General features: G+C 70.9%; 21 protein-coding genes. 8 read left to right on the forward strand and 13 right to left on the reverse strand.

What is annotated here, in order from left to right:
• Nucleotides 1-3: 3 nt before the first annotated feature.
• From AC0VYD_RS01365 to AC0VYD_RS01390, 6 genes are all read right to left on the reverse strand, one after another.
• Complete coding sequence (locus AC0VYD_RS01365; RefSeq protein ID WP_475478201.1) at nt 4-2,742, reverse strand: lantibiotic dehydratase; 2,739 nt, start codon at nt 2,740-2,742, stop codon at nt 4-6.
• Entirely contained in the window at nt 2,739-3,620 is an 882-nt protein-coding gene (locus tag AC0VYD_RS01370; RefSeq protein ID WP_475478202.1) for an ABC transporter permease, read from the reverse strand. The genes AC0VYD_RS01365 and AC0VYD_RS01370 overlap by 4 nt, the downstream gene beginning before the upstream one ends.
• Nucleotides 3,617-4,594, reverse strand: coding sequence for an ABC transporter ATP-binding protein (locus tag AC0VYD_RS01375; RefSeq protein ID WP_475478203.1), 978 nt, complete (start codon nt 4,592-4,594; stop codon nt 3,617-3,619). The genes AC0VYD_RS01370 and AC0VYD_RS01375 overlap by 4 nt, the downstream gene beginning before the upstream one ends.
• Before the next feature lie 81 nt (nt 4,595-4,675).
• A complete protein-coding gene (locus AC0VYD_RS01380) occupies nt 4,676-4,858 on the reverse strand; it encodes a thiazolylpeptide-type bacteriocin (RefSeq protein WP_191275677.1) in 183 nt (60 codons plus the stop codon).
• 185 nt (nt 4,859-5,043) lie between these two features.
• A complete protein-coding gene (locus AC0VYD_RS01385) occupies nt 5,044-5,226 on the reverse strand; it encodes a thiazolylpeptide-type bacteriocin (RefSeq protein ID WP_191275675.1) in 183 nt (60 codons plus the stop codon).
• 247 nt (nt 5,227-5,473) lie between these two features.
• Nucleotides 5,474-6,307, reverse strand: a complete 834-nt coding sequence (locus tag AC0VYD_RS01390; RefSeq protein WP_475478204.1) for an aldo/keto reductase — start codon at nt 6,305-6,307, stop codon at nt 5,474-5,476.
• Between the two features lie 194 nt (nt 6,308-6,501).
• Here AC0VYD_RS01390 and AC0VYD_RS01395 point away from each other — a divergent pair, with 194 nt between their 5' ends.
• On the forward strand, nt 6,502-7,104 hold the full coding sequence (locus AC0VYD_RS01395) for a suppressor of fused domain protein (RefSeq protein ID WP_475478205.1): 603 nt from the start codon (nt 6,502-6,504) through the stop codon (nt 7,102-7,104).
• 302 nt (nt 7,105-7,406) lie between these two features.
• Here AC0VYD_RS01395 and AC0VYD_RS01400 read toward each other — a convergent pair whose 3' ends face one another.
• The 4 genes from AC0VYD_RS01400 to AC0VYD_RS01415 all read right to left on the reverse strand — a co-directional run bounded on the left by AC0VYD_RS01400 (nt 7,407) and on the right by AC0VYD_RS01415 (nt 9,587).
• On the reverse strand, nt 7,407-7,607 hold the full coding sequence (locus AC0VYD_RS01400) for a DUF397 domain-containing protein (RefSeq protein WP_475478206.1): 201 nt from the start codon (nt 7,605-7,607) through the stop codon (nt 7,407-7,409).
• Between the two features lie 5 nt (nt 7,608-7,612).
• Nucleotides 7,613-8,119, reverse strand: a complete 507-nt coding sequence (locus AC0VYD_RS01405; RefSeq protein WP_475478207.1) for a DUF5753 domain-containing protein — start codon at nt 8,117-8,119, stop codon at nt 7,613-7,615.
• A gap of 422 nt (nt 8,120-8,541) precedes the next feature.
• On the reverse strand, nt 8,542-8,733 hold the full coding sequence (locus AC0VYD_RS01410) for a DUF397 domain-containing protein (RefSeq protein ID WP_475478208.1): 192 nt from the start codon (nt 8,731-8,733) through the stop codon (nt 8,542-8,544).
• A gap of 11 nt (nt 8,734-8,744) precedes the next feature.
• Entirely contained in the window at nt 8,745-9,587 is an 843-nt protein-coding gene (locus tag AC0VYD_RS01415; RefSeq protein WP_475478209.1) for a helix-turn-helix domain-containing protein, read from the reverse strand.
• Between the two features lie 424 nt (nt 9,588-10,011).
• Between AC0VYD_RS01415 and AC0VYD_RS01420 the strand changes: the two genes are divergently transcribed.
• The 6 genes from AC0VYD_RS01420 to AC0VYD_RS01445 all read left to right on the forward strand — a co-directional run bounded on the left by AC0VYD_RS01420 (nt 10,012) and on the right by AC0VYD_RS01445 (nt 15,279).
• A complete protein-coding gene (locus tag AC0VYD_RS01420; protein ID WP_475478210.1) occupies nt 10,012-10,524 on the forward strand; it encodes a hypothetical protein in 513 nt (170 codons plus the stop codon).
• A gap of 159 nt (nt 10,525-10,683) precedes the next feature.
• A complete protein-coding gene (locus tag AC0VYD_RS01425; protein WP_475478211.1) occupies nt 10,684-11,202 on the forward strand; it encodes an ATP-binding protein in 519 nt (172 codons plus the stop codon).
• Nucleotides 11,199-11,672 carry a hypothetical protein gene (locus AC0VYD_RS01430; protein ID WP_475478212.1) on the forward strand — a complete coding sequence of 158 codons (474 nt, stop codon included), beginning with the start codon at nt 11,199-11,201 and terminating at the stop codon, nt 11,670-11,672. The genes AC0VYD_RS01425 and AC0VYD_RS01430 overlap by 4 nt, the downstream gene beginning before the upstream one ends.
• Nucleotides 11,673-11,774: 102 nt before the next feature.
• On the forward strand, nt 11,775-13,826 hold the full coding sequence (locus tag AC0VYD_RS01435) for an acyltransferase family protein (protein WP_475478213.1): 2,052 nt from the start codon (nt 11,775-11,777) through the stop codon (nt 13,824-13,826).
• A 191-nt stretch (nt 13,827-14,017) separates the two neighbouring features.
• Nucleotides 14,018-14,320, forward strand: a complete 303-nt coding sequence (locus tag AC0VYD_RS01440) for a helix-turn-helix domain-containing protein (protein ID WP_191275659.1) — start codon at nt 14,018-14,020, stop codon at nt 14,318-14,320.
• 98 nt (nt 14,321-14,418) lie between these two features.
• Nucleotides 14,419-15,279: an alpha/beta fold hydrolase gene (locus AC0VYD_RS01445; protein WP_475478214.1), complete on the forward strand. Its 861-nt coding sequence runs from the start codon at nt 14,419-14,421 to the stop codon at nt 15,277-15,279.
• 169 nt (nt 15,280-15,448) lie between these two features.
• Here AC0VYD_RS01445 and AC0VYD_RS01450 read toward each other — a convergent pair whose 3' ends face one another.
• The 3 genes from AC0VYD_RS01450 to AC0VYD_RS01460 form a co-directional block, all read right to left on the reverse strand.
• On the reverse strand, nt 15,449-20,509 hold the full coding sequence (locus AC0VYD_RS01450; RefSeq protein ID WP_475478215.1) for a DNA repair ATPase: 5,061 nt from the start codon (nt 20,507-20,509) through the stop codon (nt 15,449-15,451).
• Nucleotides 20,510-20,520: 11 nt separating this feature from the next.
• Nucleotides 20,521-22,566, reverse strand: coding sequence for an SPFH domain-containing protein (locus AC0VYD_RS01455; protein ID WP_475478216.1), 2,046 nt, complete (start codon nt 22,564-22,566; stop codon nt 20,521-20,523).
• Between the two features lie 210 nt (nt 22,567-22,776).
• Complete coding sequence (locus AC0VYD_RS01460) at nt 22,777-23,214, reverse strand: nuclear transport factor 2 family protein (protein WP_475478217.1); 438 nt, start codon at nt 23,212-23,214, stop codon at nt 22,777-22,779.
• Nucleotides 23,215-23,554: 340 nt separating this feature from the next.
• On the opposite strand from AC0VYD_RS01460, the gene AC0VYD_RS01465 reads away from it, so the two are divergent.
• Nucleotides 23,555-26,527 (forward strand): AfsR/SARP family transcriptional regulator, encoded by a 2,973-nt coding sequence (locus tag AC0VYD_RS01465; RefSeq protein ID WP_475478218.1) that lies wholly within the window; start codon nt 23,555-23,557, stop codon nt 26,525-26,527.
• The last annotated feature ends 10 nt before the right edge of the window (nt 26,528-26,537 follow it).

Genomic DNA, 26,537 nt, shown 5'->3' on the forward strand with positions numbered 1-26,537 from the left:
GGGTCAGCCTCGCTTCGCCTGGGGGATCGGGGGGTTCGACGGACCGGGGGCGTCGGCGCCGCCGTTGTCGGCGGGCCGGACGCGGGGGACCGTGGAGAGTTCGAGGAAGACCTCGCCGGCGTGCGAGCCCGCGGGCCCGTTCGTCACCGGGTGCTCCCGCGGGTGCGGGCGCAGCTCCTCCGCCATCAGCGTCGGGCCCAGGTGGGCCAGGCGTTTGGCGGCGGTCCCGGTGTGCAGCCTGCTCAGGAAGTCCACGTGCTGGGGCTTGGGCGCCATGGCGCGCTCCAGCGGACCGAGCCTGGCCCCCTGGAGCGGCCGGACGAACACCTCGTCCGGCAGGTCCCGGCGGGCGCGCTGGACGTTCACCCGCCGGTGCAGCTCGGCGGGGGACTCCCCGGGCCGGGCGGTGAACACGGACGCGTCCAGACCCCACCTGCGCCGGAACAGGGTGAGGGAGCCGAAGCCGATCCTGGGCGTGCCGCCCTCGAAGCCCTGGCCGGTCCAGCGTTCGTGCAGGTCGATGGTGAGGTCGCCGAAGGAGAAGAACGGCGAGTCCGCGACCATCGCCACGAGCATCTCGTCGTAGGGCAGCGCGTGCGGCACCAGGAAACCGGTGTACACCGGGTCGATCTCCCGGCCGTCCTCGCGGACCAGGCGCAGCCCGAGCGGGGTGTGCACCAGGGTGAGGTCGCGGGTGGCGGGGCCGGGGAGCAGGGTGGGTTCGTCCCGCAGGGCCAGCTCCTCGTCGGCCAGCGCGGGCGACAGGTTGGCGTTGAACCCCAGCGCCGACCGCATGTGCACGGTGTCGGCGTCCTCCGGTCCGAGCCGCCGCACGTGTTCGGCCACCCGCTCCCGGACACCCGGCGGCAGTTGGCCGAGGAACCGGCTGAAGTACCGGGCCCGACCGCCGTAGAGGTGGTTGACCACCAGTTCGTCGCCGGCCACCTGGCCGAACACCGCGAAGGAGCGGCGGGCGGCGAACTCCCGGTCCGGCAGCACCGCCGCGACCTCGTCCACCGCCTCCGGGGCGACCTCCGCGTGCTCCCCGCCGGAGCGGCCCAGCTCCACCAGGTGGTCCACGGCCCGTCGCCGCGCGGCCAGGACCCGCAGGAGGTCCTCGTCCGCTCCGGCCAGCGCGGCGGGCTCACCGTCCATGAGCGCCTGGGTCAGGGGGAAGGCCGCCCTCGCGTGCTGGGCGAAACCCTCCAGGTCCGGGCAGCGCCCGCCCCGGCCGTACCGGGACACGAACACCTGCTCCAGCGCGCCCGAGAGCACCCGCTGGTCGTCCAGCGCGAACAGCAGGGGCATCAGCCGTTCCAGGTCCGCAGACCACCGCCGGGTCCGGCTGCGCCCCACCGGGACGCCCCGCGACACCAGGCAGTCCTCCACCACCGGGGAGGTGGCCGACCCCGGAACCCCCACCGCCGCCGACCACAGCCGTTGCAGCCGGAGCACGTCCTCGGCGCGCCCGGCCCCGTCGGACTCGGCGAAACCGGACAGCACCTCCTCGGTGGCCTCGAAGGCCGTCGCCACCCGGGCCGCGGCCTCGCCCGGAAGCGAGCGGGCCAGCCGGTGCCAGCGGCGGGTGAAGTCGGGGGACTGTTCGGCCGCGGGCGACCAGGGGACCAGGACACCCGCGCCGATGAGCTGGTCCAGCACACCCATGGCCCGCTCGGTGCCGCAGCCCAGGTCGGCGGCGACCGCGTCGCGCAGCCCGTCCAACCGCACCGGCGCGGCCGCCTGTCTCTCCAGGACCGACACCAGTCGGCCCCAGCTGCCGGTCAGGGGAAGCCGCACCTCCTCCTCGCCGAAGGCCTCCGCGCGCAGCCCGGGAGAGGGCGGGGCCCAGCGGCGGCGGCGCACCACCAGCCGTTCGCCCCGGTCGTCGGTTTCGCGCCGGGCGCCCCCGGTGAGCACCCACTCCAGGCCCAGCCGGGCCTCGGGGTCGGCGGCCAGCGCCCGGGCGGCCTGCCGGGGCAGCAGGCGCCGCAGCTCGGCGTGCGAGGTGAGGCGGAACGGTTCGCCCCCGCCACCGGCGTCCTCCCACGGGGCCGGTCCGCCCCCGTCCTCCAGGGGGGCGAAGTGCACGCCGGTGTGCAGCGAGTACGGGCTGACCTTCAGGGTCGACCGGGAGAAGTACCGCACCAGCGAGGCCTCGGCCTTGCGCATGCGCTTGTCCGGCTCTCCGGTGGCCACCGCCCGGGCGGCCACCGCCCGGTGCAGGTCGGGGCTGGACAGGGCGGTGGCCCGGTCGACCCCGGGGTCGCGCGCCCAGGCGGCCAGGACCGCGCGCTCCTCGCGCAGTGAGTCCCCGTGGGCGGCGTCCATGCGGGCGGCCGCGGCCCCGGTGGCCCGCCAACTGGCCACCCACCGCCGCAGCAGCGCGAGTTCGCGGGTGATCGGGTGCGAGTACAGGGACTCCCGCGGAGGCCGCCGGTTGAACACGGCGCGTTTGGCCGCCAGGGCCTCACGCCGGTAGGCGTCCTGGTGCGGGGTGCCCGACCCCAGTCCGGGGGCGGCCCGGTGCAGCTCGTCGAGGAGCCGCTCGCGCAACCGCTCCCGTTCGTGCTCCTCCCGGGCCAGGACGGTGACCAGGTCGCTGTCCACGGCGGTGGCCGCGTCCCCGGGGCGCAGCCACCGGTGCGGGTGGGGGTTCACCCGGGAGACCAGGTAGGGGCCCTCCACGACCTCGAAGGACCGGGCGGCCGGGGCCTGTGCGAGTTCTGACGACGGTGTGCTCAACCCCGCGCCCCCTCGGAGTCCCGGCGCCGGTTCCTGGCGGAGCCGAACCCGCGCGGCTCCCGCTCCGAGGCCCACCGGAACCAGCGCAGGGCCACCACGGTTCCCAGCAGCGACCAGGCCAGCAGCAACCACACCGACGGCCAGTCCCACACGGGGCCGGACTCGGAGAGGGCGCCCTGGATGAGGACGGTGAGCGGGCGGCCCGGAAGCAGGTCCGTCACCGCGCTCACCGCGTCCCCCAACGGCAGGACGATGAACCCGCCCGCCAGGAACGCGGCCGGGAAGAAGATGCCGTTGACCATGGGCACGGCGGCGTCGGCGTTCGGCGGCAGCAGGGAGGCGGCCGCGCCCAGCGGCGCCAGGCACACGAAGCCGAGCAGCAGCGCCGCCAGCAGTTGGGGCAGGCGCGCCGGGTCGACCGTCACCCCCATGCCCAGCAGTCCGATCGCGGTCACCACGCCCAGCACGATCACCGCGGTGAGCAGGGTGTTCACCAGGTACGCGCCCATCACCGTCGCGGGGCTGACCGGGGTGGTCCGGAAGCGCTTGAACAGCCCGTGGTGGCGGCGGATCGCCAGGCCGATCGCGACGTTGGCGAAGGCGACGGACATCAGCGCGAAGCCCAGGATGCCGCCGAAGCTCAGGTTGGCCTGCGTGATCCCGTGTTCGCCCACGAGCCTGACCTCGTCCGCCCGGGAGCGGAACGCCAACCCGAACCCCACGTAGAACATCACCGGCATGAGCACGATGAACGCCAGGGTGATGGGGGAGCGCCAGAACTCCTTGAGCTCACCGTCCACGTGCAGCCAGAAACTGCTCGGGCGGCGGGTGCGCGGCGCGCGGCGGGCTGCCCCGGGGCCGGTTCCGGTGGTGCTCATTCGCTCTTCCCCGCTCCCAGTGCGCCGTTCTCCGCGGCACCGCTCTTGCCTGTTCCGTGTGCTCCCGGGGCGCGGCCCCCGGAACCGTTCTCGATCATGGCCACGTAGGCGTCGTCCAGGGTGGGCGGCACGATCGTCAGGCCGGTGATCCGCGTCCCCTCGTCCTCGGCCCACGCCCGCACGCGTTCGACCACGGAGTCCTGGTCGTCGGTGAGGATGCGCACGCGCCCGTTGACCAGCTCCGCCCCCTCGGGCAGGCGTCCGCCGACCCCCTCGGGTTCGGCGAACTCCACCACGGTGAACGCCGCCGAACCGCGCACGAGCTCGTCCGGGGTGCCGGAGGCGATGAAGTCCCCGTCGCGGATGACGTCCACGCGGTCGGCGAGTTCCTGGACCTCGGTGAGGTCGTGCGAGGTCAGGACCACGGTCGTGCCGCTGTCGCGCAGCCCCGCCACCAGGGCGCGGATCCGGCGGCGCGAGACGGGGTCCAGCCCCGTGGTGGGCTCGTCGAGGAAGAGCAGCTCCGGCCGTCCGGTGAGTGCCAGCGCCAGGTCCAGGCGGCGGCGCTGGCCGTCGGAGAGCGACTTGACCAGGGCGGACCGTTTCTCGGTGAGCTCCACCTGTTCGAGGGCCTCGTCGACACCGAGCGGGTCCGGGTAGTAGGAGGCGTGGCGGCGCAGGATGTCGCGCACCGACAGGCCCGGCTCCAGCATGGTCTGTTGCAGGACCACGCTCATGCGGGTGCGGAGTTCGGCGAAGTCGCGGCGGTTTCCGGGGTCGAGCCCGAGCACCTCGACCCGTCCCGAGGTGCGTCCCCGGTGTCCCTCCAGGATCTCGATCAGCGTCGTCTTGCCCGCCCCGTTGGGGCCGAGCAGTGCGGCGATCCGTCCGGTGGGCACTTGGTAGGAGATGCCGTGCAGCACCTCTCCCTTCCCGTAGTCCTTGGTGATGTCCGTGGCGTTGATCGCGTACACGTGCGGCCCTCGTGGTGCGTGTGCTGGGGGGATCGGGGCGTGGGGGCGGCCCCGGCGAGAGGGCCGCCCCCGGTCAGCGGGTCAGCCGCACGAACCCGACGAGCAGCAGCTGCTGGAGCCGCAGCACGAGGTGGAGGTGCAGGAGCTGGAACCGCTTGTGGCTCCGGTCTCGGGGACGGCGACCGCCTCGCGGACGCTCATCACCTCCATGTCGTCGAAGTCGAGGTCGGGGAGTTCGATCGCGGGGGATTCCTGGATCGCCATCGGGCACCTTCTTCTGGGTTTTTCAGGGGATTCGGGTACTGAATGTTCGAGCGCACCCGGGAGGAATTCACGTCTCGATCCGAAGATGCGGAGTGAATTCCGTTCGTGGGGGGTTTGGGGATGGTGTCTGGGGGAAAGCGCCCTGTTTCGGCGCTGGGGCGCGGCGGGGTCCGCGGAGCCGGCCGTCAGCCGCAGGAGCCGCCGGAGCAGCAGCTGCTGGAGCCGCAGCACGAGGTGGAGGTGCAGGAGCTGGAACCGCTTGTGGCTCCGGTCTCGGGGACGGCGACCGCCTCGCGGACGCTCATCACCTCCATGTCGTCGAAGTCGAGATCGGGCAGGTCGATCGCTGGCGCCGTCGAATGGGGCATTGTGGCCTCTTCGTTCGTATCTTCCATGCTGATCCCCCGGGCGGGAAAGAAAGTAACACGGAGTCGACCCAGGTCGATAGAGGTTGTATTGATCCTTTTCCCGGGTGTGGCCCCGGGTTATCCCACGTGTCACGGGGGAGAGCGCGAACCGGAGTGGTCCCCGGTCCCGAAAGGTGTCCGATATCGACCGTGAAAGGCGCTCAGGTCCTGAATCGGTCCGACGTCTTCGGCCTTTCCCGCACCCGGGTCAGAGCAGTTCGAGCGGGGTGCGCCCCTCCGGAGGGGGGAACCGCTCGTTCAGCACCCGCAGATCCTCCTCGGTCAGACGCAGGTCCAGGGCGGCACGGTTCTCCTCGACGTGTGCGAGCTTCGTGGCCTTGGGGATCGCGCACAGGCCCCCGCCCGCGAGGACCCAGGCGACGGCGACCCGCGCGGGGGAGGCGCCGTGGTCCTCGGCGACGCGCCGCAGCACCGGGTCGTCCAGCAGCCGCCCCCGCTCGGTCGGGGAGTAGGCCATCACCGGTATCCCGTGGTCGCGGCACCACGGCAGGAGCTCGTACTCGGGGCCGCGCCGGGAGAGGTTGTAGAGGACCTGGTCGGTCGCACAGGCCTCACCGCCCGCCAGCGACCGGAGTTCGCGCATGTCGTCGGTGTCGAGGTTGCTCACCCCGAACTCCCCGATCTTCCCCGCCTCCCACAGCTCGGTGAAGGCCTCCAGCGTCTGCTCCAGCGGTACCCCGCCCCGCCAGTGCAGCAGGTACAGGTCGATGCGGTCGGTGCCCAGCCGACGCAGGCTCTGTTCACAGGCCCTGACGGTCCCCGCCCGGTCGGCGTGGTGCGGCAGGACCTTGCTGACCAGGAACACCTCGTCGCGCCGCCCCTCGATCGCCGCTCCCACCACCCGCTCCGCACCGCCGGAACCGTACATCTCGGCGGTGTCGATCAGCCCCGTCCCGAGGTCGAGCCCGTGCCGCAGCGCCGTCACCTCCTCCTCGTGGGCGGAGGGGTCCTCGCCCATGCCCCAGGTGCCCTGCCCCAGCACCGGCAGCTCCCCGCCGGACGGTAGTCGCAGGTGTCTCATGGCCGTTCCCCTGTTCCTGTGGTCCCGGGCGTCCCTGTGCTCCTCGACCTCCCGGACCCCTATCCCTCACCACTTCACCCCCACCCGAAACAGGGGACGCGGTGCCCCGGATCCGGCAGAAGGGGCCGGCGGCCCGGTACCCGGCAGCCGCATATCCTCTGAGGTGCACCGACCCCGAACCTGGAGCGCGCACGATGCTGGAACTGCTGCCCGGACTCACCCAGATCTACGAGGGGTGGGCGCAGCACTACCCGGACGTGCAGCCGCTGACCGTCCAGTTCCCCGCCGGCGAGTCCGAGCAGGGGATCGACGGCGTGCTCGCCTACCCGATGGAGGGGCACTGGCTGCTCGTCACCTTCGGCCTCACCGAGCTGGGGGAGAAGACCAGCGAGGAGAAGCGCGTCTCCGGCGCCGGGTTCGAGTTCACCTGCCGTATCCCGCGCGAGGACGGCGACGAGACCGTGCCCGCGTGGATCCTCCGCGTCCTGCACGCCCTGTCCCGGCAGTACGTCGCCGGTGTGCAGCTCGACGTCGGCCACTGGATCGTCACCCCGTCTCCGCTGGGCGGCGAGGAGTCCAACGGGGACATGACCTCACTCGCGATCGTCCCCGACGCGGACATGCGCATCCTGGACACCGACAACGGCCTGGTGCTGTTCTTCCAGGTCGTGGGACTCATGGCCGAGGAGGGCGAGTACGCCCAGGACGCCGACACGGTCGCCCCGATCGTGGCCCTGCTGCGCGACCGCGACCCGAAGATGATCACCGACCCCCGGCGCGAGACCATCCGGCTCTAGCGTTCCCCGGCGGCTTCCCGCCCCTCTTTCCCCCGTGAGCTTGCTACCAGAAGCAAGTTCGGCGCCGAAATTGCCCCTGGTAGCAAGATCACGGGGGGTGCAGGGGGTCACGGGGAGGAGGCGGGGTTCGGTGCCTTGGACCTGGCCGATGCTGGGTATCCGGAGAAGGCGTGCGCGACAGCTTTGGCGGCCCTTCCCGTCGCCCAGCGAGGCCCTTTCACAGATCCGGGAGTGGTCGGTCTCATGAGCGCCCGCGCCCCCGGTCAGTCACAGTGGCCGGGGGCGCGGTCGGTTCGGAGGGCTCAGCCCTGGTCCTTCCGGGCCGTGGTGAGCAGGGCGGCCCACTCCGCACCTGGGAAGAGCAGATGCCCGGCCTGCCGGTTCTGGGTGTCCCGCACCGCTGAGACGCCGGGCAAGTCTGCGACCTCAACGCAGTTCTGCCCCTGTGGCTGGCTGTAGGAAGACTTGCGGAAAGCGGAGTTCGGGATAGTCGAGTTCATCATCGTTCCTAGGTGATCATTTCTGTCAGGCGCTTCACAGTCTCATCTGGGGTGAGAGCGGCGATGCGCAGATGGCCGAAGGTGTTGCGGTAGCGGGCCACCTCGTCCGGTTCTTCCAGGTACAGCCCGTCAGGGTCCGTCTCCAAGAAGACGATCGACGGGTCGGCTGCCTCGGGGAAATCCATGATCACGAACGGTCCGCCCAACCCTGGAGTCAACCGGTGTTCCGGCGTCATCTGTATCGTCGTTGTCGCCGCCTGAGCTGCTTCCAGTAGGTATGAGGCCTGTCTCTTGAGTACGTCCGGGTGCTCGGACAAGGCGAGCAATGACGCCTCCGAGAACACTGCCCACAGCTCTGGGGGATCACTGTTGAGGATGCGCTGCCGTTCGATGCGAGCATCGACCGCCCGCTGAATGCCGTGCTCGTCACCGACCTTCGCTGCTCTGGCGAGCACACGCGAATACTCGGGGACCTGGAGCAGGTCGCGGATGAGACCCGTGGTGATCCCGGTCATGCGGAGGAACGATATCGGGATCGACCACGCCCCGCTTCCCTGCGGGTTTTCGCTGAGGCCAACTCGCGTATCCCGCGAGGTTGCACGGGGCCGAAAGCACGGGGTATCCGTGACGAACACCAGTACCCCCGCGCGTTCCGGTTCCCGTCGGTCACCGGCAGGAGATTGACGGCCTGCGCGCGGCGCCGTCCTTATGGTGGCCGTTTACCACGTGTGGTTCGGCCAGGTCTCGGGGCGTCGCCCTCTTCCTGCTGCTCGCCCCCGGCGGATGCCTGGCTCTCAGTGTTAGCGCCCTCTAGGTGTCGAGGGCGCCCTTGTGCCGGATGCCACCGCACTCGATCAGCTTCGGGAGTGGGCGGCCTCATGAGCGCCAGCGCCCCCGGTCAGTCACAGTGGCCGGGGGCGTGTTCGGTCTGGAGAACTCAGACCTGGTCGGTACGGATGGTGCTGAGAGCGGCGGTCCACGCCGCTCCAGCGAAGCTGAGGTGCCCGAGGTCCCTGTTCTGGGTGTCGCGCACGGCCGCACCGGCAGGAAGGTTAGCGACTTCGACGCAGTTGTCGCCCCGGCCGCTGTAAGACGACTTCCGGAAGTGCAGGTCGGTGGATGAGCGCATGGGAGTCCTTGCTAGATGAGTGATTCCAAGTACCGGAGCGAGGCTTCGGGCGACTCTGCCGAGCCGCAGACGTGGCCGAAGATGCCGACGTAGTTCTGGATGGCCTCGGGCTGTTCCAGGTACAGGTCCTCGGTCGCGGCCTCTATGTACACCAGGGGCAGGTCTGCCGGGTCGGGGAAGTCCAAGATCATGAAGGCCCCCTCCATCGCGGCGTGGGAACCAGCTTCGTCTCGGAGCACCTGAATATCGATGTTCGGCCGCTCGGCGATGGCGATGAGATGCCGGATCTGGTCCGCCATCACCTTGGGCCCGCCGACTCGCTTGCGCAGCGCCGCCTCATCGATCACCGCCCACACGCTCGGAGCGGCCTCTGCAGCGAGGATCTCCTGCCTCTTGAGTCGCCCCGCCACCTTGCGCTCGATGTCGTCATCGCTCAGCACTCGACTACCCCGTAGTACCGCAGCAGCGTATTCGGGAGTTTGGAATAGCCCAGGGATCAGCAAGGCTTCGTAGGTGCGGATCATCGAGGCGCCGGTTTCGAAGTCAGCCAGGCCGCCTCTGAGAACGTCCTTGAAGTCGATCCACCAGCCTCGCAGGCGTGACTCACTTGCCAGAGACACGATGGCGTCGCGCATCTCGTCGGGTAGGTCGTAGACCTCGGCGAGGTCCTTCATGTCGCGGACGCTCGGGAGCTTCCACTCGTTGCGCTCCATACGCGAGAGCTTGCCGCTGGACCAGCCCAGCTGCTTGTTCACGCTCTCGATCTTGAGGTTGCGATCCTCGCGCATGCGTCGGAGCAGAGCGGACAGTCGGCGCCTTCTGGCGCTGGGGCTGTACCGGCTGTCGGCCGCCATGTGTCACCTCCTGGCCCGCCTGATCATAGGCCAGGCAAAGGGAATCAGACATATCACCTAGATGCGAATCACATCTTGTGAAAAGCATTGCACGTATCGCATGATGGTTATCCGCGTTCGTCTATGCCGCCCTCACTCAGCGGCATCCGAATACCAGGAGCCGCGCTATGCCGCGTTGCTTGAACCTGTCTGAGCTGGCCTCTGTGCGCTACCGCGCTACCGAGATCCTGCGTCGCCGCCGTCCCCGCAGGGCCGGGCGTGTGCGTGCCTTCGCCGCCAACCCCCGTATCCACTCCGAGGCGCGGCCCTCCCACCCGGCTCGCCCTCCGCTGATCCCGGCGCCTCGGCGGCCGTTGGACACCGCGCCCTCGGAGGTTCTCCAGGCTGTGCTCGCCGGACTTCAGCGGCTGGGGGCGGCGGTCTGATGCATGACGTCTACACCAGGGACCTGTTCACCGTCATCGACAACGCACTCCGGCCGCCCGCTCACCTCACGCCCGTGCAGCTGGCCGAGTGGCATTCGCACGCCCTGCGCGGTCGCCTGCCCCTGATCCGGGAAGCTCTGCGCCTCGCCCGCGAAGAGAACGACGCCGAGCTGGCCGCCCTTCTGATCGACCAGGCCATAGCCGACCACCCCGACCCGCCCCGCGCGGTCCGGACGGTCGGCGGGGGCGGGGCCCGCGTGCCGCATCCCTTGCAGAACCCGCGTTCCGAGGGTGAGCTGCCGATCCCCGAGCACCTCCTGGGCCCGCTGCTCCACAAGCAGTGGAACCTGACCATCGAGGGTCAGCCGCCCCACGGACAGTACGTGGCCCGGCGTCCGATCGGCTGGACGGGTGAGGGCGACCCCTTCGAGCGGATCACCGCGCCCACCCGTCGCGAACTGCTCCGGTTGCTCGGTCACCGCCTCCGGGGGACCGACCCGTCTGCCGCATAGAACCCGGCACGTCTTCGAGCCCCGCATGCCCGCTGCGGTACCGGCCGCCAAGGCCCGGCGGGCGCGCGGCCCCTCAGTACTCATGAAAAAGCTCTGGCGGGTGCGCCAAACACCCCCAGAGCAGGCCGACAACCACCACTGAAGAGAAGAGTTGCCGACATGGCCATTGTGTCAAACATCCTCACTCCCACGCCCCCGTTCGCGGGACGCCGCTGGACCTCCCGGATCTACCCGGGCGAGCTGGCCCACACCAGCGGGGTGCGCGCGGACCTGGCCGCCGACCTGTTCCGGGTGGCCGGGATCGGTGAGGAGACCAGCGAGAACATGGTGCTGTGCCTGAGCGAGATGTTCGCGAACGCCTGCGCGCACTCGCGTTCGGGGCAGGGCGCCGAGGGGCGGGTGGTCCGCACGTTGTACATGCCCACCGCCAGCAGCATCCAGGTCGCGGTCGTGGACGACGGGACGCGCACGGACGCCGTCGAGTCCCAGGGGCCGCAGATCCCGCAGGAGCGGACGTCAAAGGAGTGGGCCGAGGCCGAGCGCGGCCGGGGCCTGCTGCTCATCCACCACCTGGCCGACCGTTGGGGCACGCGGTCGGTGGTGGACTTCCCGTTCTGCGCCGGACTGGGCACGGTCACCTGGGCCGAGTTCACTCTGAACGGTGGTGGTCAGGGATGACGGCCACCGGAACCAGGGTGCGGTCCGTGCTCGCCGAACCCAGGGGACGCCGCTTCTCGCGTCCGGGCGCGGCCCCGGCCCGACTCGCGGCCCAGCGCCCCCGGCGCGACCAGCACACCCGGACCACCGCTCCGGAGTCGTACGAGGCCCGTCGGGCACGGCTGCTGCGCCAGATGGAGGGCAACCCCCGAGTCGCCTACATGATCGAGCGCGGCGGGCTCCCGCACTGGATGCACGTGGCCCGCCAGCGCCGTGAACAGGCCGGGCGAGAGGCCCGGGAAACCGAACCGGCCTGGGCGAAGGTACACGCCCCCGTGGAACCGGTGCCCCGTACCCGGCGGGGCCGTCACCGTGCCCCGCGCCGCCGGAAGGACCGGCCCGCGGTCGCCGTGAGCGCCGCACTCCTGCTCGGACTGGCAGCCGCGGAGACGATCGGTCAGGGGGTCTTCCGGGCAGCCGGACTCCTCTGATCCCCGCCCAGCCCGTACGGGACTCCGTTTCCCCGCGGGTTTGCGTGGACGTCAGCTTTCGTATCCCGGGCGGTCACACGGGGCCGCGAGTCTGGTCTCCCCGTGAAAGCGATCAGACCCGACTCGCGCCCCGCCGTCCCCAGCGCCGGCAGCGCCCTTCCCTCGAAGACCGGTCACCGCCAGGAGATCGACGGCCTCAGAGCGGTCGCCGTCCTCCTCGTGGCCGTCTACCACGTCTGGTTCGGCCGGGTCTCCGGCGGCGTCGACGTCTTCCTGCTGATCACCGGCTTCCTCATCACCGGTTCCCTGGTGCGCGCGGCCGAACGCGGCAGCCTGCGCTACGGTGCCTTCCTCAGCCGCCTGGCCGCGCGCCTGATCCCCACCGCGGCCCTGGTGATCGCGGTGTCCCTGGTGGGTTCCCGCCTCCTGCTCCCCGAGGCCCGCTGGCGCGACACGATCGCCGAAGCACTGGCCGCCGCGTTCTACCACCAGAACTGGCACCTGGCCCTCGGGTCGGTCGACTACCTGGCCCGCGACGAGGGGACCGGGCCCTTCCAGCACTTCTGGTCACTGTCCGTCCAGGGGCAGTTCTACCTGCTGTGGCCGGTGGGGATCGGCCTGGCCGTGTGGTGGGCCGCCCGGCGCGGTCACAGCCCGCACCGGGTGCTCCTCGTCGTCCTGGGCGCGGTCCTCGCCCTCTCGCTCGCCTACTCGGTGTTCATGACCCGCACGGACCAGCCGTGGGCGTACTTCGACACGGGGGCGCGCCTGTGGGAGTTCGCCCTCGGCGGCCTGCTCGCGCTCCTCCTGCCGTACCTGAACCCGCCCCGGGCCGTCCGGATCCTGCTGGGCTGGTTCGGTCTGGCCGCCCTGGTCCTGTGCGGTGTGCTCCTCCAGGTGTCCACGGTCTTCCCCGGCTACGCGGCCCTGTGGCCGACCCTGGCGGCGGTCGCGGTCGTGGTCGCCGGAACCACCGGTTCCCCCTGGGGCGCCGACCGCTGGCTCACCATCCGCCCGTTGCGCTACCTGGGTTCGATCTCCTACGCCCTGTACCTGTGGCACTGGCCGGTGCTGGTGTTCTACCTGGCGGTCGCCGACCGCACCCTCGCCGGCCCGCTCGGCGGCGCCGCCGTCCTCGCCCTCTCGGCCGCTCTCGCCGCGGCGACCACCCCGCTCTCGGACCGGATCGTCGCCGTCGGCCGGGGACCGGTGCGCGCCCCGCTGGTCGCCGCCGCCTGCCTGGTCCCCCTGTTGCTGTCCACAGGCCTGTGGACAGCCCGGATGGACGCCCAGCAACGGCAACTGGAGGCGCTGCTCACCGACCCGGCCCGCTACCCCGGCGCGGCCGCGCTGCTCACCGGAGACCACGGCGAGTACCCCGACCCGGTCCATCCGCCCCCGGCCTCCGCCGCCCAGGACGTCCCCGTCACCTACGACGACGGCTGCAACCAGTCCACCTCCGGAACCGAGGCGCTCACCTGCGTCTACGGGACCGAGGGCGCGGAGGAGGCCGACCGCACCATCGCCCTGGTCGGCGGCTCCCACGCCGCCCACTGGTTCCCCGCCCTGGAGCAGATCGCACAGCGCCGGAACTGGCGGCTGGTCAACATCACCAAGGGCGCCTGCCTGTTCACCGACGCGCCGCAGCTCTACAAGGGCGAGCCCTACACCGAGTGCGCCGAGTGGAACCGCGCCGTCATGGCCGAACTCGAAACCCTCCGCCCCGACGCGGTGTTCACCACCGGCACCACCACGAGCCTGGACACCTCCGCGGGCTTCGGTACGGAGACCGTGGTGGACGGCTACGTCGACCGCTGGCGGGAGCTGGACTCCCTCGGCATCGAGGTCGTCGCCGTCCGCGACACCCCGCGCCTGCCCTTCGACGCCCCCGACTGCCTCTCCGCCGCCACCCCGCGGGAGTGCACGGCCTCCCCCTCGGAGTCGATGGCCGAGGAGTCACCGCTGGACGGCGCCGAACTCCCCCCGAACGTCACCGTCCTCGACCTGACCGACCACTTCTGCGAACCCGGGTCCTGCAGCCCCGTCGTCGGCAACGTCCTCGTCTACTGGGACAGCAGCCACGTCACCACCACCTACATGCGCACCCTCGCCCCGGAACTGGAGAAACACCTCCTCACCGCGACCGCCTGGTGACGTCCCCGGAGGCAGGTTTCCCCGAATAACCAGCCTTTACAACCTGTGAGTTATATACCTATGCTGGTGTGGGAAATCGAACTGGAACTCATCAAACCATGGCTGGAAGCCCCGGGTCAGGGCTCCTACGAGCAAGTGATCGCGGCACTCGAAGTGCTGGCCGCGCACGGGCCGGGAAGAGGAGGGCACTGATGACGGACCTTCGAGACATGCTGGCCAAGCGTCCCGTCGATCGCGAAGCGGTGGACCGGCACAAGCAGCGCCTGCTGGACGAGGTACGGGCCTACCGGCTGCGTGAGCTCAGGGAGGCGGCCGAGCTCACCCAGGTGCAGCTCTCCCGGCAGCTGAACGTCAGCCAGAGCAGAGTCTCCAACATCGAACGCGGGGAGATCGACCACACGGAGGTCGACACCCTACGCAAGTATGTGGAGGCGCTCGGGGGGAAGCTCAGCGTGACTATGGAGATCGGAGGCGAAAGCTTCCCCATCGTCTGACTGTCCGAAACGGAAGTGATGTTGCTTCGACGGGTTGACACCACCCACCGGCGTCCACCGAACCAAAGCAACTCCACCACGCGAAACCGGGGGCACCGATGCGGTCCGAAGAACAGCTGATCCGGGTCGGCGACGTGGAGCTCTGCACGCAGTCCTTCGGGGACGCCGAGCACCCGCCGATCCTCCTGATCGCCGGGAACGAGACGTCGATGGACTGGTGGGAGGACGGGTTCTGCGAGCGCCTCGCCGCCGCGGGGCGCTTCGTCGTGCGCTACGACAGCAGGGACACCGGGCGGTCGACCCGGTTCCCGGTCGGTGAGCCCGGCTACTCCGGGGACGCGCTCATCCACGACGCCGTCGGTGTACTGGACGGCTGGGGGCTGCCCCGAGCTCACGTCGTGGGTATCTCCTCGGGCGGCGGCATCGCCCAGTACCTCGGTGTGTGGAACGCCGACCGGGTCGCCTCGCTGACCCTGATGTCCACCACGGCGGTGAGTTCCGGGGACCGGCACCCGGACCTGCCGCCGCCCAGCGCCGCCGTCTCGAAGTCGTTCGCCGACCCGCCGCCCGACCCGGACTGGTCCGATCCGGAGGCCGTGGGGGAGTACATGGTCGCCGCGGAGCACGTCTTCGCCGGAGACGCCCCGGTCGACCCGGACCGGATCCGGCGGATCGTGGAGCGGTCGATGGAACGCGGCGGCGACATGGCCTCCGCGGCCAACCACTGGCTGGTCGGAGGGTCGCCCCTGGGTGACCGGCTCGGCGAGATCACCGCGCCCGCCCTCGTGCTGCACGGGCGGGAGGACCCGCTCTTCCCCTGGCGGCACGGTGAGGCCCTCGCGGCCGAGATCCCCGGCGCCCGCCTGCACCTGGTCTCCGGTGTGGGCCACCAGCACCCGCCGCCGGAGCGATGGGACGAGGTGGTCGGGGCGATCGCCGAACACACCGCGCCCGGTTAGCCACCCCGGCCGGTCACCGCTCCGGCGAGGCGAACGGTCCCAGCGATGCACCTCGTCGTCCCCGCCGACACCGACTCCCGGTCCGCGATCACTCGCCCGGTCTCCTCCGGGTACGCCTCGGGGCCGGGCGCGCGCCCGGCCCCGAGGCCGTGTTCGGCCGTCATCGCGGTCAGTCGCGTTCGAGCGCCGTGCTGATCTCGCCGACCCGGTCGGCCAGCAGCCCCATCGCGCCGATGGCCCTGGTCATCGGGTCGTCGTCGGACCCGCCCAGGGCGCGGCCCCTGCGGAAGCCCTCCTTGACCTCCCTCCAGCGCGCCTCCTGCTCGGGCGTCATCACCCCCCGCAGCTCGGCGAGCTTGAGCAGGTTGGCTTCGGCCCCGGAGGTCAGGGTCTGGGCCTCACCGAGGTAGTGGTCGTCGATGACGGCCTCCACCTCGGCGTCGTTCATGACCGGGACGATCTTCTCCGCGAGCCGGTTCATGTTCCGGTAGGAGCCCTGGAGCTGGAACGGGGGCTCGGTCCGGGCGTCCTCGGACTGGGCCGCCGAGGCGATGTAGGCCTGGTTGTTGGCCAGCACCACCTCCTGCACCCGCAGCAGCTTCCGCAGGACCGACACGATCCGGTCCACCTCCGCCGCCGAGTACGGGTGCTTCAGCCGGTCCGTCCCGACCGAGTCGTCCCCCTGGGCCATCCGCACGAACGTGTACACGTCCTCCCGGTCCCGGGTGGACAGCGGGGACAGCGTCTGGTTGGAGGTGAGCGCGTTCTCGATGTAGCTGAGCGCGAACAGCTCCTCCTTGCCGGACAGCACGTCGCCCAGGTTGTACACGTCGGCGCGGTTGGCGAGCATGTCCGGGATCCGGAACCGCTTGCCCTGCTCGGTGTACGGGTTTCCGGCCATGCACACCGCGAACCTCTTGCCGCGCAGGTCGTAGGTCCGGGTCCGGCCCTCCCAGACGCCTTCCATCCGGCGCTGCCCGTCGCACAGGGAGATGAACTTCTGCAGCAGCTCCGGGTTGGTGTGCTGGATGTCGTCCAGGTACAGCATGGTGTTGCTGCCCATCTCCAGTGCGAAGGAGATCTTCTCGACCTCCTGGCGGGAGGTGGCGTCCGGGGCCTCGGCCGGGTCCAGCGAGGTCACCGAGTGCCCCAGCGCCGGTCCGTTGACCTTGACGAACACCAGGCCGAGCCGGCTGGCCACGTACTCCATCAGGGTGGTCTTGCCGTAGCCGGGCGGCGAGATGAGCAGCAGCAGGCCGCTCTGGTCGGTGCGTTTGTCGTCTCCGGCCGCGCCCAGCTGCTTGGCGAGGTTGTCGCCGATGAGCGGCAGGTAGGACTCGTCCAGCAGCCGGTTGCGCACGAACCCGCTCATCACCTTGGGCCGGTACTCCGCCAACCGCAGGCGTTCGCGCTCCCGGGCCACCAGCAGGTTCCGTCTGCGCTGGAAGTCCCGGTAGGCGGGTACGTCGACGGTCCGGAACCGCCGGGTGCGCGGCAGGATCTCGTCGAGCCGGACCTCCAACGAGCGCTCGCTGATCCGCGGGTGCGCACCCAGCAGACCCGCGACCTGCTCGCTCACCGCAGCCGAGGACTCGTACCGTTCGATGCCCTCGCCCCGGTCGGGGGAGGTCCCCCCGGTCAGGGCGATCGCCGCGGCCTCGGGCAGGTCGCCCGGGGCCGGGGGCTCCTCCAGGGTGGTCGCGTACGCCTCCAGCCACGCCGTCACCAGCTGGTGCCGTGCCGCCAGGTCGCCGTCGAGCCCGCGCAGGTCCTCCTCGAAGGCCGTGCGGGTGGTCTCCCTGGTGCTGCCCAGCGCCCGGTGGAACCGGTCCAGGAGCTGGCGGGCGCCCGCACCCGAGACGAACCCGCGCTCGGCGGGCCCGTCCGCGGCCAGCTCCTCGAACAGGTAGTCGCCCACCAGATCCAGGTCGACGTCCTGGTGCAGGCCGGTGTCGGTGAGAAAGGCGTCCACGCCCTCGGCGAGTTCGCCGCGCAGCCCGTCGATGGCCGCGGACCTGCGCGCGCCGAACACGCTCCGGGCCCGTGCCAGCGAGGACGCCCGCGTCTTCCAGGCCGACCGCTGATCCCTGTCGGTGCCGTGTGCCCAGAACAGCTGGGCGACGGCCCGGGCCTGTCCGGGGTAGCGCAGCAGACCCGCACCGGCGCGCAGCCGCAGCAGCGCGGAGAGGATCCGGGCGGCGTCGTGGTCGTGCACGCCCCGCTCGTACCCCTCGTCGTACCGGGTCTCCGCCACCCCGCGCACCAGGGACCGCAGCGAGTCCCCGTTCTCGGCGTGCAGCTCCGCGTCGTGCAGGGCGTCGAGAGTCAGACCCTCCGCCCCCTCCTCGGCCGCCGCCAGGATCGAGGTGGCCAGGTACTCGGCCCGGTACACCTCGGGGCTCTCCGAGACCAGCAGCCGGTCCCACAGGTGCCTGGTCTCCTGGAAGGCCTCGTCGGTGACGGGCACCCGGAAGTCGGTGCCGGTGACGGCCACCGACATGTGTCCGTCGTGCGGTGTGAGGGTGAGGTCGATCGGCTGGGTGTTGACCGCGAACCGGTGCCTGCCCAGCCGGACGGTCTCCCCTCCGGCGCCGCCCTCGAACAGGTCGGTGCGGTCCCGCAGGGCCCGCCCCGCCTCCTGCCGGGCGGCCAGGACCTGGCCCTGGAGCTCCTCGGCACGCACGGTCTCGCCGAGTTCGCGCATCTCCTCGACGGTGCGGCGCAGCCGCGCCACCATCGCGTCCGAGGCGAAGTAGGTGTTGACCTCCTCCAGCGTGGTCAGCGCCGCGACCCGCCGGTGCACGCCCTCCAGCACCCGGGCGGCCGAGGAGGCCAGGCGGTCGGCCCGCCGGGAGCGCTCGTCGACCAGCGCCTGCTTGCGGGTGGAGAAGGCCTCGTAGACGTCCTCGCGCTTGTCCGACAGCTCCTGGAGGAAGTCGTCGAACTCGGCGAAGCGCGACTCCAGGTTCTCCAGTTGGAGCATGATCCGGCCGAGCTGCTCGTCGCAGTGCTCCGGGGTGTCCGCGGCGGCGATCGCCCCGGTGATGGCCTGCCCCAGCAGGGCGAACTCGGCGGCGAACTCGGCCCGGCCCTCCAGGGCGAGCAGCTCCCCGCGCCGTGACTCCAGTGTGGCGCGGGCCCGGTTGACCCCGGCCATCACCTCGCTGATCCGTTCCAGGATGCGGGTGCGGACCTGGGCGTCACCGATGTCGAGGGAGCCGATCACCTCGGTGACGACCTGCAGGCCCTCGGTCTGTTCGGCGATCCGTTCACCGACCGCGGTGGCGGCGCTGACCGCGCCCAGGGCCTCGGCCTCCTCGACGAGCCGGTCCACCTCGGCGTGGTAGCCGTCGAAGGCGTCGTCCTGTTCGAGGAAGGCCACGGTGCGGCGCCCGACGGAGGCGATCTCCTCGCCGAGGCTTTCCTCGACCGCGTCGATCCGGCCGGTGTCCGCGTAGCGCATCTCGCGCAGCGTGGCGGCCTGCCCCTGGGCGCGGCGCAGGTCGGTCAGCCGGCCCACCCACCCCTCCGCCGAGCGCGGGGTCTCGCCCCGGGACCGGCGGATGAGCGCGGTGACCTTCTCCTCGGTCTCACGGAGGCTCTCGTCGGCCTGCCGGGTGAGTTCCTGGACGGTCTCGAACTCGTCCAGGACCCGCTCCGCGGTGGAACGCACCTCGCCCAGCGGGTCGGCCAGGTCGCCCAGTTCCGCCTCTCCCAGCCAGTGGAACCGGTCCAGGACCCGGCGGCAGGACGAGATGAGCGCCTCGAACACCTCGGTGGAGGGCCGCATGTCCTCGGCGATGCGCGCCACCGACAGGCACTCGGACACGCCCTGGACCAGTTCGGCGTTGCCGATCCGCTCCAGCGGGCCGGTGCCGACCGGTTGCGCGGCCGCGTACACGTCGGACACGTACGGGGTCTGCCACACCTGCATGGGGTGCACCCGGGTGGGCTCCCCCGAGTTGTCGCGGAAGACCGTCATCGTCCCGTCGTCGAACAGCGAGTAGCCGTGGCAGACGATGGGGTTGGCGACCTCCTTGCGGATGGTGTTGTACGACAGCAGCAGGCTGCGGCCGTCCGCCCTCGAGTGGAAGACGTACAGGACGTCCTCGCCGTTGGGCGAGCGCACCACCCGCTCGAACTCCAGGTCGGTGACGTCGGTGTCGAAGGTCCGCGCGACCCCGGTGGCCAGGTAGTAGCCGCCGGGGAAGATGAGCCCCTGGTCGTCGGGCAGGCGCTGGCAGGACTGGCCGATGCCGTCGAGGCGCTCGACCTCCTTGGTGCGCGTGTTGAAGACCAGGTGGCGCCAGGTCGTCTCGTTGTAGGGCAGGACGCGCAGGAGGACGAGCGCGCCGACCCGGGCGTGGTACACCGAGGCGTCGGCCAGGCTCTGCAGCGGTTCGTCGACGGGTTCGCTGTAGACGCCCTCGCCGACCTCGGTGTTGTTCTCGATCTTGACGGTCAGGTCGCCGCCGACCGTCTCCACGAACAGCGTGTCGTGGACGGAGATGTGCGGGTGCCGCCCCTGGACGTGGTCCTCGCGGGTGGCCTCCGTCCACTCGAAGTCGTGTGCGGGCGGGAACACGTGGTCGCGTTCGCCGCGGTCGTCCAGGTAGGTGATCCCGCCGTCGGGAGCCACCGACCACCGCAGGACCCGCACGTCCTCGGTGCGCGGGCCGGTCTGGAACACGGCGAGGAGCCGGTCCTCGACCCGGCGCAGCTGGAGCAGGCGGGCGTCCCGGTAGTAGCGGTAGAGCTGGGTGAACTCCTGGCGGAACCGCTCGTGCGCGAGCAGCCCGGGGACGGCGTCCTCGGGCGCGTCGGTGAACTCGAAGGAGGTGTCGCCGTGCTCGTACCGGTGCAGGGAGAACACGTCGCTGACGTGTGTCTGGCTCTGCATGCCGATGTAGACGTTGTAGCCGAAGAGGATCATGTCCCCGTCGGCGGCGTCCCCGACGGAGCGTCCGACGCTCACGATGTCCCGGGGCACGCAGTTGTGTTCGGTCCGGATGCGCTCGGTGCCGCGCAGGGAGAGCTCGGCGGAGCCGAAGACCTCCAGTCGGCGGTTGTTGAGTTCCTCGGTCCGCCGGGCCAGCTCACCGGTCTGTTCGCGGAGCCGGGCGCGGAGCACCTCGTAGGTGCCCGCGTCCAGCGACCGCGCGTCCTCGGTGTCGGGTCCGGGGCCTTCGGTCTCCTGGGACTGTGTTTCCTGGGAGTGGGCCTCGGTCACGGAGGACTACCTCACTGCTTCACGGGGGCGAGAGCGTTCACGGGGAGCTGGTCCAGGCCCATGGAACGGGCCGTGGTGAGCAGCCTGTCGAGCTTGCCCGCCTCGGGGCCGCCCGCGGCGATGAGCTTGAGCAGCAGCGCGGAGACGGTGAGGTTCTTGACGTCCTCGGTGCCGGCCTCGGACACGAGCTTCCTCATGTCCTCCGCGAAGTTGCCCTCGCCGTTCAGCCAGCCGTTGCCCAGGGCCTGGACGGTGTCGGAGTTGCCGACGAAGCCGTCGACGGCCTTGCCCATGCCGATGGAGTTGACCATGCGGTCGAAGAAGGCTCCGTCGCCGCCGACGATGCTGATGTCGGCGCTCTCCAGGCCCGCGGCCATCGCGGTGGCCTGGGCCTCGGCGACCTGACGGTGCACGTCGATCCCGGCCAGACGGACCTCCTTCTCGGCGTCCAGGCGCAGGCGGTACTCCTCGTGCTCGCGGCTGACCTGGTCCAGGGCGGCCATGGCCTCGGCCTTGTCGGTCAGGCCGGCGGCCTCGGCACGCAGCTTCTTCTCCACCGCGTCGGCCTCGACCTCGGCCTTCTCGCGGGCCACGACGGCCTCGGCGCGGCCGAGCTTCTCGACGGCCTCGGCGTCCTGCTGACGGACCTGGACCTCGGCCAGGCCGGCGGCCGCGGCCTCGGCCTGCAGGCCCTCGGCGAGGCGGATCTTGGCGCGGGTGTCCAGTTCGGCGGCCTGCTGGCGGGCCTCGGCGAGCGTGAGCTCCTCCTGGGCCCGGTGCTTGGCGGCGGCCTCGGCGGCCTCGGCGGCCTTGATGTCCTTGACCAGGTTCTCCTGGGCCTCGGCTTCGGCGTGGATGATGATGGCCTGGCGCTGGCGCTCGGCCTCCTCCACGGCGCGGAGCTTCTTGATCGCCTCCTCCTGCTCGGCGACGGTGCGGTCGACGGCCACGCGCTCGCGGACGACGTCGGCGACCTCGCGCTTCTCGGCCTCGACCTCCTTGTCCTTGGCGATGCGGCTCAGCTCGGTCTCGCGCTCGCGGCCGATGACCTCCAGGAGGCGGTCCTTCTCGATCCGCTCGGACTCGATGGCGATGACGCGCTCGCGGTTCTTCTCGGCGACCGCGATCTCACGCTGCTGGTTCTGCTGCTGGACGCCCAGTGACTCGGAGGTGCGCAGGTTGGCGGCCTCGGCCTTGAGCCGCTCCTCGGCCTGGACGCGTGCGGTCTCGGCCTCCTCCTGGGCGCGGATGATCTCGATCTCGCGCTTGGCCTTGGCCGCGGCCTCCTCGCGGCGCTTCTCCAGCTCGGCGAGGGTCTCGGCGGTCTCCGTGTTCTGCCGGTCGATCTCCTTGCGGCGGTCGTTCTCGAACTCGTTGGTGCGCTTGTGCTCGGAGGCGGTGCGCTCCGTGATCTTCGAGATGCCCTGCGCGTCGAGGATGTTGTTGGCGTCGTGCTGGTGCAGCGGGGTCTGCTCCAGCTCGTCGATGGCGACGTCCTCGAGGATGTAGCCGTTGAGGTCGGTTCCGATCAGCGAGACGATCGCCTGGCGGAACTCCTCGCGCTGGGTGAACAGCTCCTCGAAGTCGAACTGCTTGCCGACCGTCTTGAGGGCCTCGGAGAACTTGGAGTTGAAGAGTTCCTGGAGGGTGTCCTGGTCGCTGGCGCGCTCGGTGCCGATCGCCTTGGCGACCTTCTTGACGTCCTCGGCGGTCTCGTTGACCCGGACGTAGAAGAACACCTTGATGTCCGCGCGGATGTTGTCCTTACAGGTCAGACCGTCGCGTCCGCCTCGCTCCAGGGTCAGGCTCTTGAGCGAGATGTCCATGATCTCGGCCTTGTGCAGGACCGGGAGGACGATCGCGCCGGTGAAGGTGACGTGGACGTCCCGCACCTTGGAGATGATCAGGGCCTTGCCCTGTTCGACCTTGCGGAACAGCCTCGTCACCATCAGGAGCAGGGCGATGAGGACGATGACGCCGACAGCCAGGGCGACACCGGCGGTCAGGAAGGCCGCGTCGGCTGCCTCCTGCCCGGTGGAGGACGCGCTCAGCAACACGTGGGGGCCTCTTTCTGGGAGGTGAACGGGGATCGGCTCGGCACCAGGAGGGGGCACACGGCGGTGGGGCGCCGCTTCCGGGTGAGGAGCGTTCGTCGTGGTCTGTGACGCGCCCTGGCAGCGAACGGTTCCGCGTGGACCGGGAGGGCCCCGTCGGCCCCGGTCGGCCACGGACCCGGTGAGGGGGCTGGCCCGGGGGCGTGACCGGGTCTACCCCCCGCCGCGCGGCCGGTCCGCGTAGCGCGGGGACAGGAACCGCCGCTGCCCGAGGATCAGGCCGTCGTCCGCCAGGGTGAAGATGTCCACGAAGTCCACCTCCTCGGGGGCCTGGCCGGGCCCGTGCGGCGGCACCACGAACCGGCCGACCGCGGCGACGTCTCCGGACTGCCCGAACACGCGGTAGAGATCATGGAAACCCCGGGGTCGGAACGGATCTCCGTAAAGCCTTTCGGCTTCGTCGCGCCCGTGCGCGAGTGGAAGGTCCGGCCGCTTTATCTGCACTTTTTCTGCGAGGAGCGACGCGTATCCGTCAATGTCTCCGTGATCCAGATAGTGATACGAAAGCCGAACGTGATCCACTCCGAGTGAGGTTATCGTGGCTCCTGGTGATGGGCGGTTGTGATCGTTTCCGACTGGCGGCACGCCCACTCCTCTCTGCTCCGGCCTCCTACGTGGTCACGGATCGTCATGGTTCCGCCCCGGTGGTCACGGAGTGTGTGTCGGTTCTGGTTCCAGAATGGCCGCCGCCCCTATTGGCTCGCTATCGCACGGCTACCACCCGTTCCCCTGTTGTTGGCGGCCTGATATTGACGATCTGCTTTTCGAGTGGCTAAGTTGTCCGGAAGGATCCGAGCGTAATCCTGGTCGGTCTACCCCGACCCCGTTTCCTAAGGGGCCCGATATCGGCTTTGAAACACTTGTCGAGGGCGCGGGAGATCCTCCCTTTAGAATTCTCGGGCCTCTTCAGGTCGAGGATCCGGCAGGTCAGGTGCGCATCCCCCCGGGGCGGCAGCAGGTCGTTCTCGCCGCTCTGCTGCTGGAGGCCGGGTACGTGGTGTCCACCGACTACCTCGTGGACGCGATATGGGACGAGGACCCGCCGGGGACCGCGCGTACACAGGTGCAGATCTGCGTCTCCCGACTGAGGAAGAGCCTCGCCCCGACCGGCGCCGTCCTGGTGACCAGGCCCCCGGGGTACCAGTTCCAGACCGACCCCGACTCGATCGACGTGCGTCGCTTCGACCGGCTCACCGCCGAGGCGGAGGTCCTCGGCCGGGAGGGCCGGGACGCGGAGGCGGCGGCTCTGCTGCGCAGGGCGGCCGGACTCTGGAGCGGTCCCACGCTCAGCGGTATCTCCAGCCGCAGCCTCGCCACCAAGGCCGCACGCCTGGACGAGGCCCGTACCAACGTCATCGAGACCTACATCGACCTCGAACTGGGGCTCGGTCGCCACAGTGGGCTCATCGGCGAGATCAACGCGCTGGTGCAGGAGTTCCCCCTCCGCGAGCGCCTGAGGGGACAGCTGATGCTCGCCCTCTACCGCTCGGGGCGGCAGGCCGAGGCGCTGGACGCGTACCGCAGCGGCCGGGACCTGTTCGTCGAGGAGCTGGGCCTGGAGATGGGCGAGGAACTGCGCACCCTGGAGGCGGACATCCTCTCGGGAGCCCCGGGCCTGCGGCTGAGCACGGAGGCGGTCGGCGACCGGATGCCCCAGGCCCCCGTCCGCGCGGCCCCGGCCCCCCGGGCCGAGTCGGCGCCCGAAGCGGCGGCGGCCCTCCCCGACGAGGCCGACCCGTACCACGGTTCCGGTGAGGCCCGGCCCCGCCAACTGCCCGCCGACACCGCTGACTTCGTCGGCCGCGCCGAGTCGGTCAGGACCGTGGAGGTCACCCTCACCCTCCCCGAACGCGGCCACGCGGTCGGTGTCGCCGTCGTCATCGGCCGCCCGGGGGTCGGCAAGAGCGCCATGGCCGTCCATGTCGCGCACCGTCTGCAGGACGAGTACTTCCCGGACGGACAGCTCTACTGCGACCTGCGCGGCAGCCGCGACACCCCCACCGAGACCGCGGACGTGCTCGCCCGCTTCCTCCGGGCCCTGGGGATCCCCGGCCAGTCCATCCCCGAGGGCCGCGACGAGCGCGCGGAGATGTACCGGAGCCTGCTGTCCGAACGCCGGGTCCTGCTCGTGCTGGACGACGCCGGATCGGAACGCCAGGTCGGAGACCTCCTTCCCGGGAGCCCGGGCTGCGGTGTGATCGTCACCAGCCGGGCCAGGCTCACCGGTGTGCCCGGGGCCGTTCTCGTCGAACTCGACGTGTTCGACCGGGACCAGTCGTTCGACCTGCTCCGCCGCATCGTCGGATCCGGCCGGGTGGACGCCGAGCCCGTCGCGGCCGACGCCCTGGTGCGTTCGGTCGGACGGCTGCCGTTGGCCCTGCGCATCATCGCCGCCCGCCTGGCGGCACGCCCCCACTGGTCCCTGGCCTCCATGGTCAACCGGCTCTCCGACGAACGCCACCGTCTGGACGAACTCACCCACGGAGAGCTCGGTGTCCGAGCCAGCCTCAGCCTGACCTACGACGGCATGGACGCCCTCACCCGCCGGAGCCTGCGCCTGTTCGCCCTGGCCGACGGACCGAGCCAACCGGGCTGGATCGCCGGAGCCCTGCTCGACGACCACCGGCGTTACCCGTCCGACCTGCTCGAACCCCTAGTGGACGCGCAGATGCTGGACGTCACCGGGATCGACCCCGGCGGCGACCCCCGGTACCGGTTCCACGACATCATCCGGCTGTTCGCCCGGGAGCGCCTCCTCGACCAGGAACCCGAGCCCGACCGGAGCGCGGCCGTCGGCCGCCTGGTCGGCGGGTGGCTCAGCCTGGTGGACGAGGCGAACCGCCGTATCCACGGCGGGGACTACCTGCTCCTGCACGGCGAGGGGGCCCGGTGGCGTCCGCCGCGTGTGCTGACCGAGGCCGTCCTCGACGACCCGATGGAGTGGTTGGACAGGGAGCAGGGCAACCTTTACGCGGCCGTGGAGACCGCGGCGGACGCGGGGCTCGACGAACTCTGCTGGGATCTCGCGGTGTCCCTGCTCACACTGTTCAGCCGACGCTGCCACCCGGACGAGTGGGCCCTCACCAACCAGCGGGCCATGGAGGCGGTGCGCACCGCCGGCAACCGGCGCGGGATGGCCGCGATCACCTTCTCCAACGGCTGCCTCTACCTGGACCAGCGCAGGAACGGGGAGGCACGCGCGGAGATGGCCTCCGCCCTGGACATCTTCACCGGGATCGACGACCCGCTCGGCCGGGCCAAGTGTCTGCGCGAACTCGCCCATCTGGCGAACGCCGACGGCGACCGCGGGCGCGCCCTGGACTACGGGTCCCAGGCCTATGCGGTCTTCGAGTCGATCGGCGACGTGGCCGGGATGGGCCGCACCCTCCTGCTCACCGGGCACGTACGCATGACCCTGGGCGAGGAGGAGCGGGGTATGGACGAACTCGTGCGGGCCCGCCGGTGCGCCGAGACCACCGGCGACCCGCGCAGCCGCGCGCAGGTGCTGCGCAGGATCGGACAGTACGCGCTGCTGAGGGGGGACCACCGGGAGGCGCTGGACATCTTCACGGACTCCTTCGAACTGGTACGCGAGCTGCGCGACCCGATCGGTGAGGGCTACCTCCTGCACGACCTGGGACGGGCCTGCGGAAGGCTGGGGCGTACGGGCGAGGCCCGGCGCTTCTTCGGCCGGGCGCTGGCCGTACGCGAACACATCCGGGACGGAGAGGGCGCCGCCGAGGTCGCACTGGACCTGGCGCGTCTGCTCCAGGACCTGGGGGAGCACGGACAGGCCGTCGAACTCGCCGAGAGGGCGGCCGGGGTCTTCACGGACAAGGGGAGGGAACTCCAGCGCGCCGAGGCCGTGAGGATCGTCGGCACACCGCCCTCCGAACGCTGGTAGACCCGCGTCG

The organism is Nocardiopsis sp. iso_40, assembly GCF_056173285.1.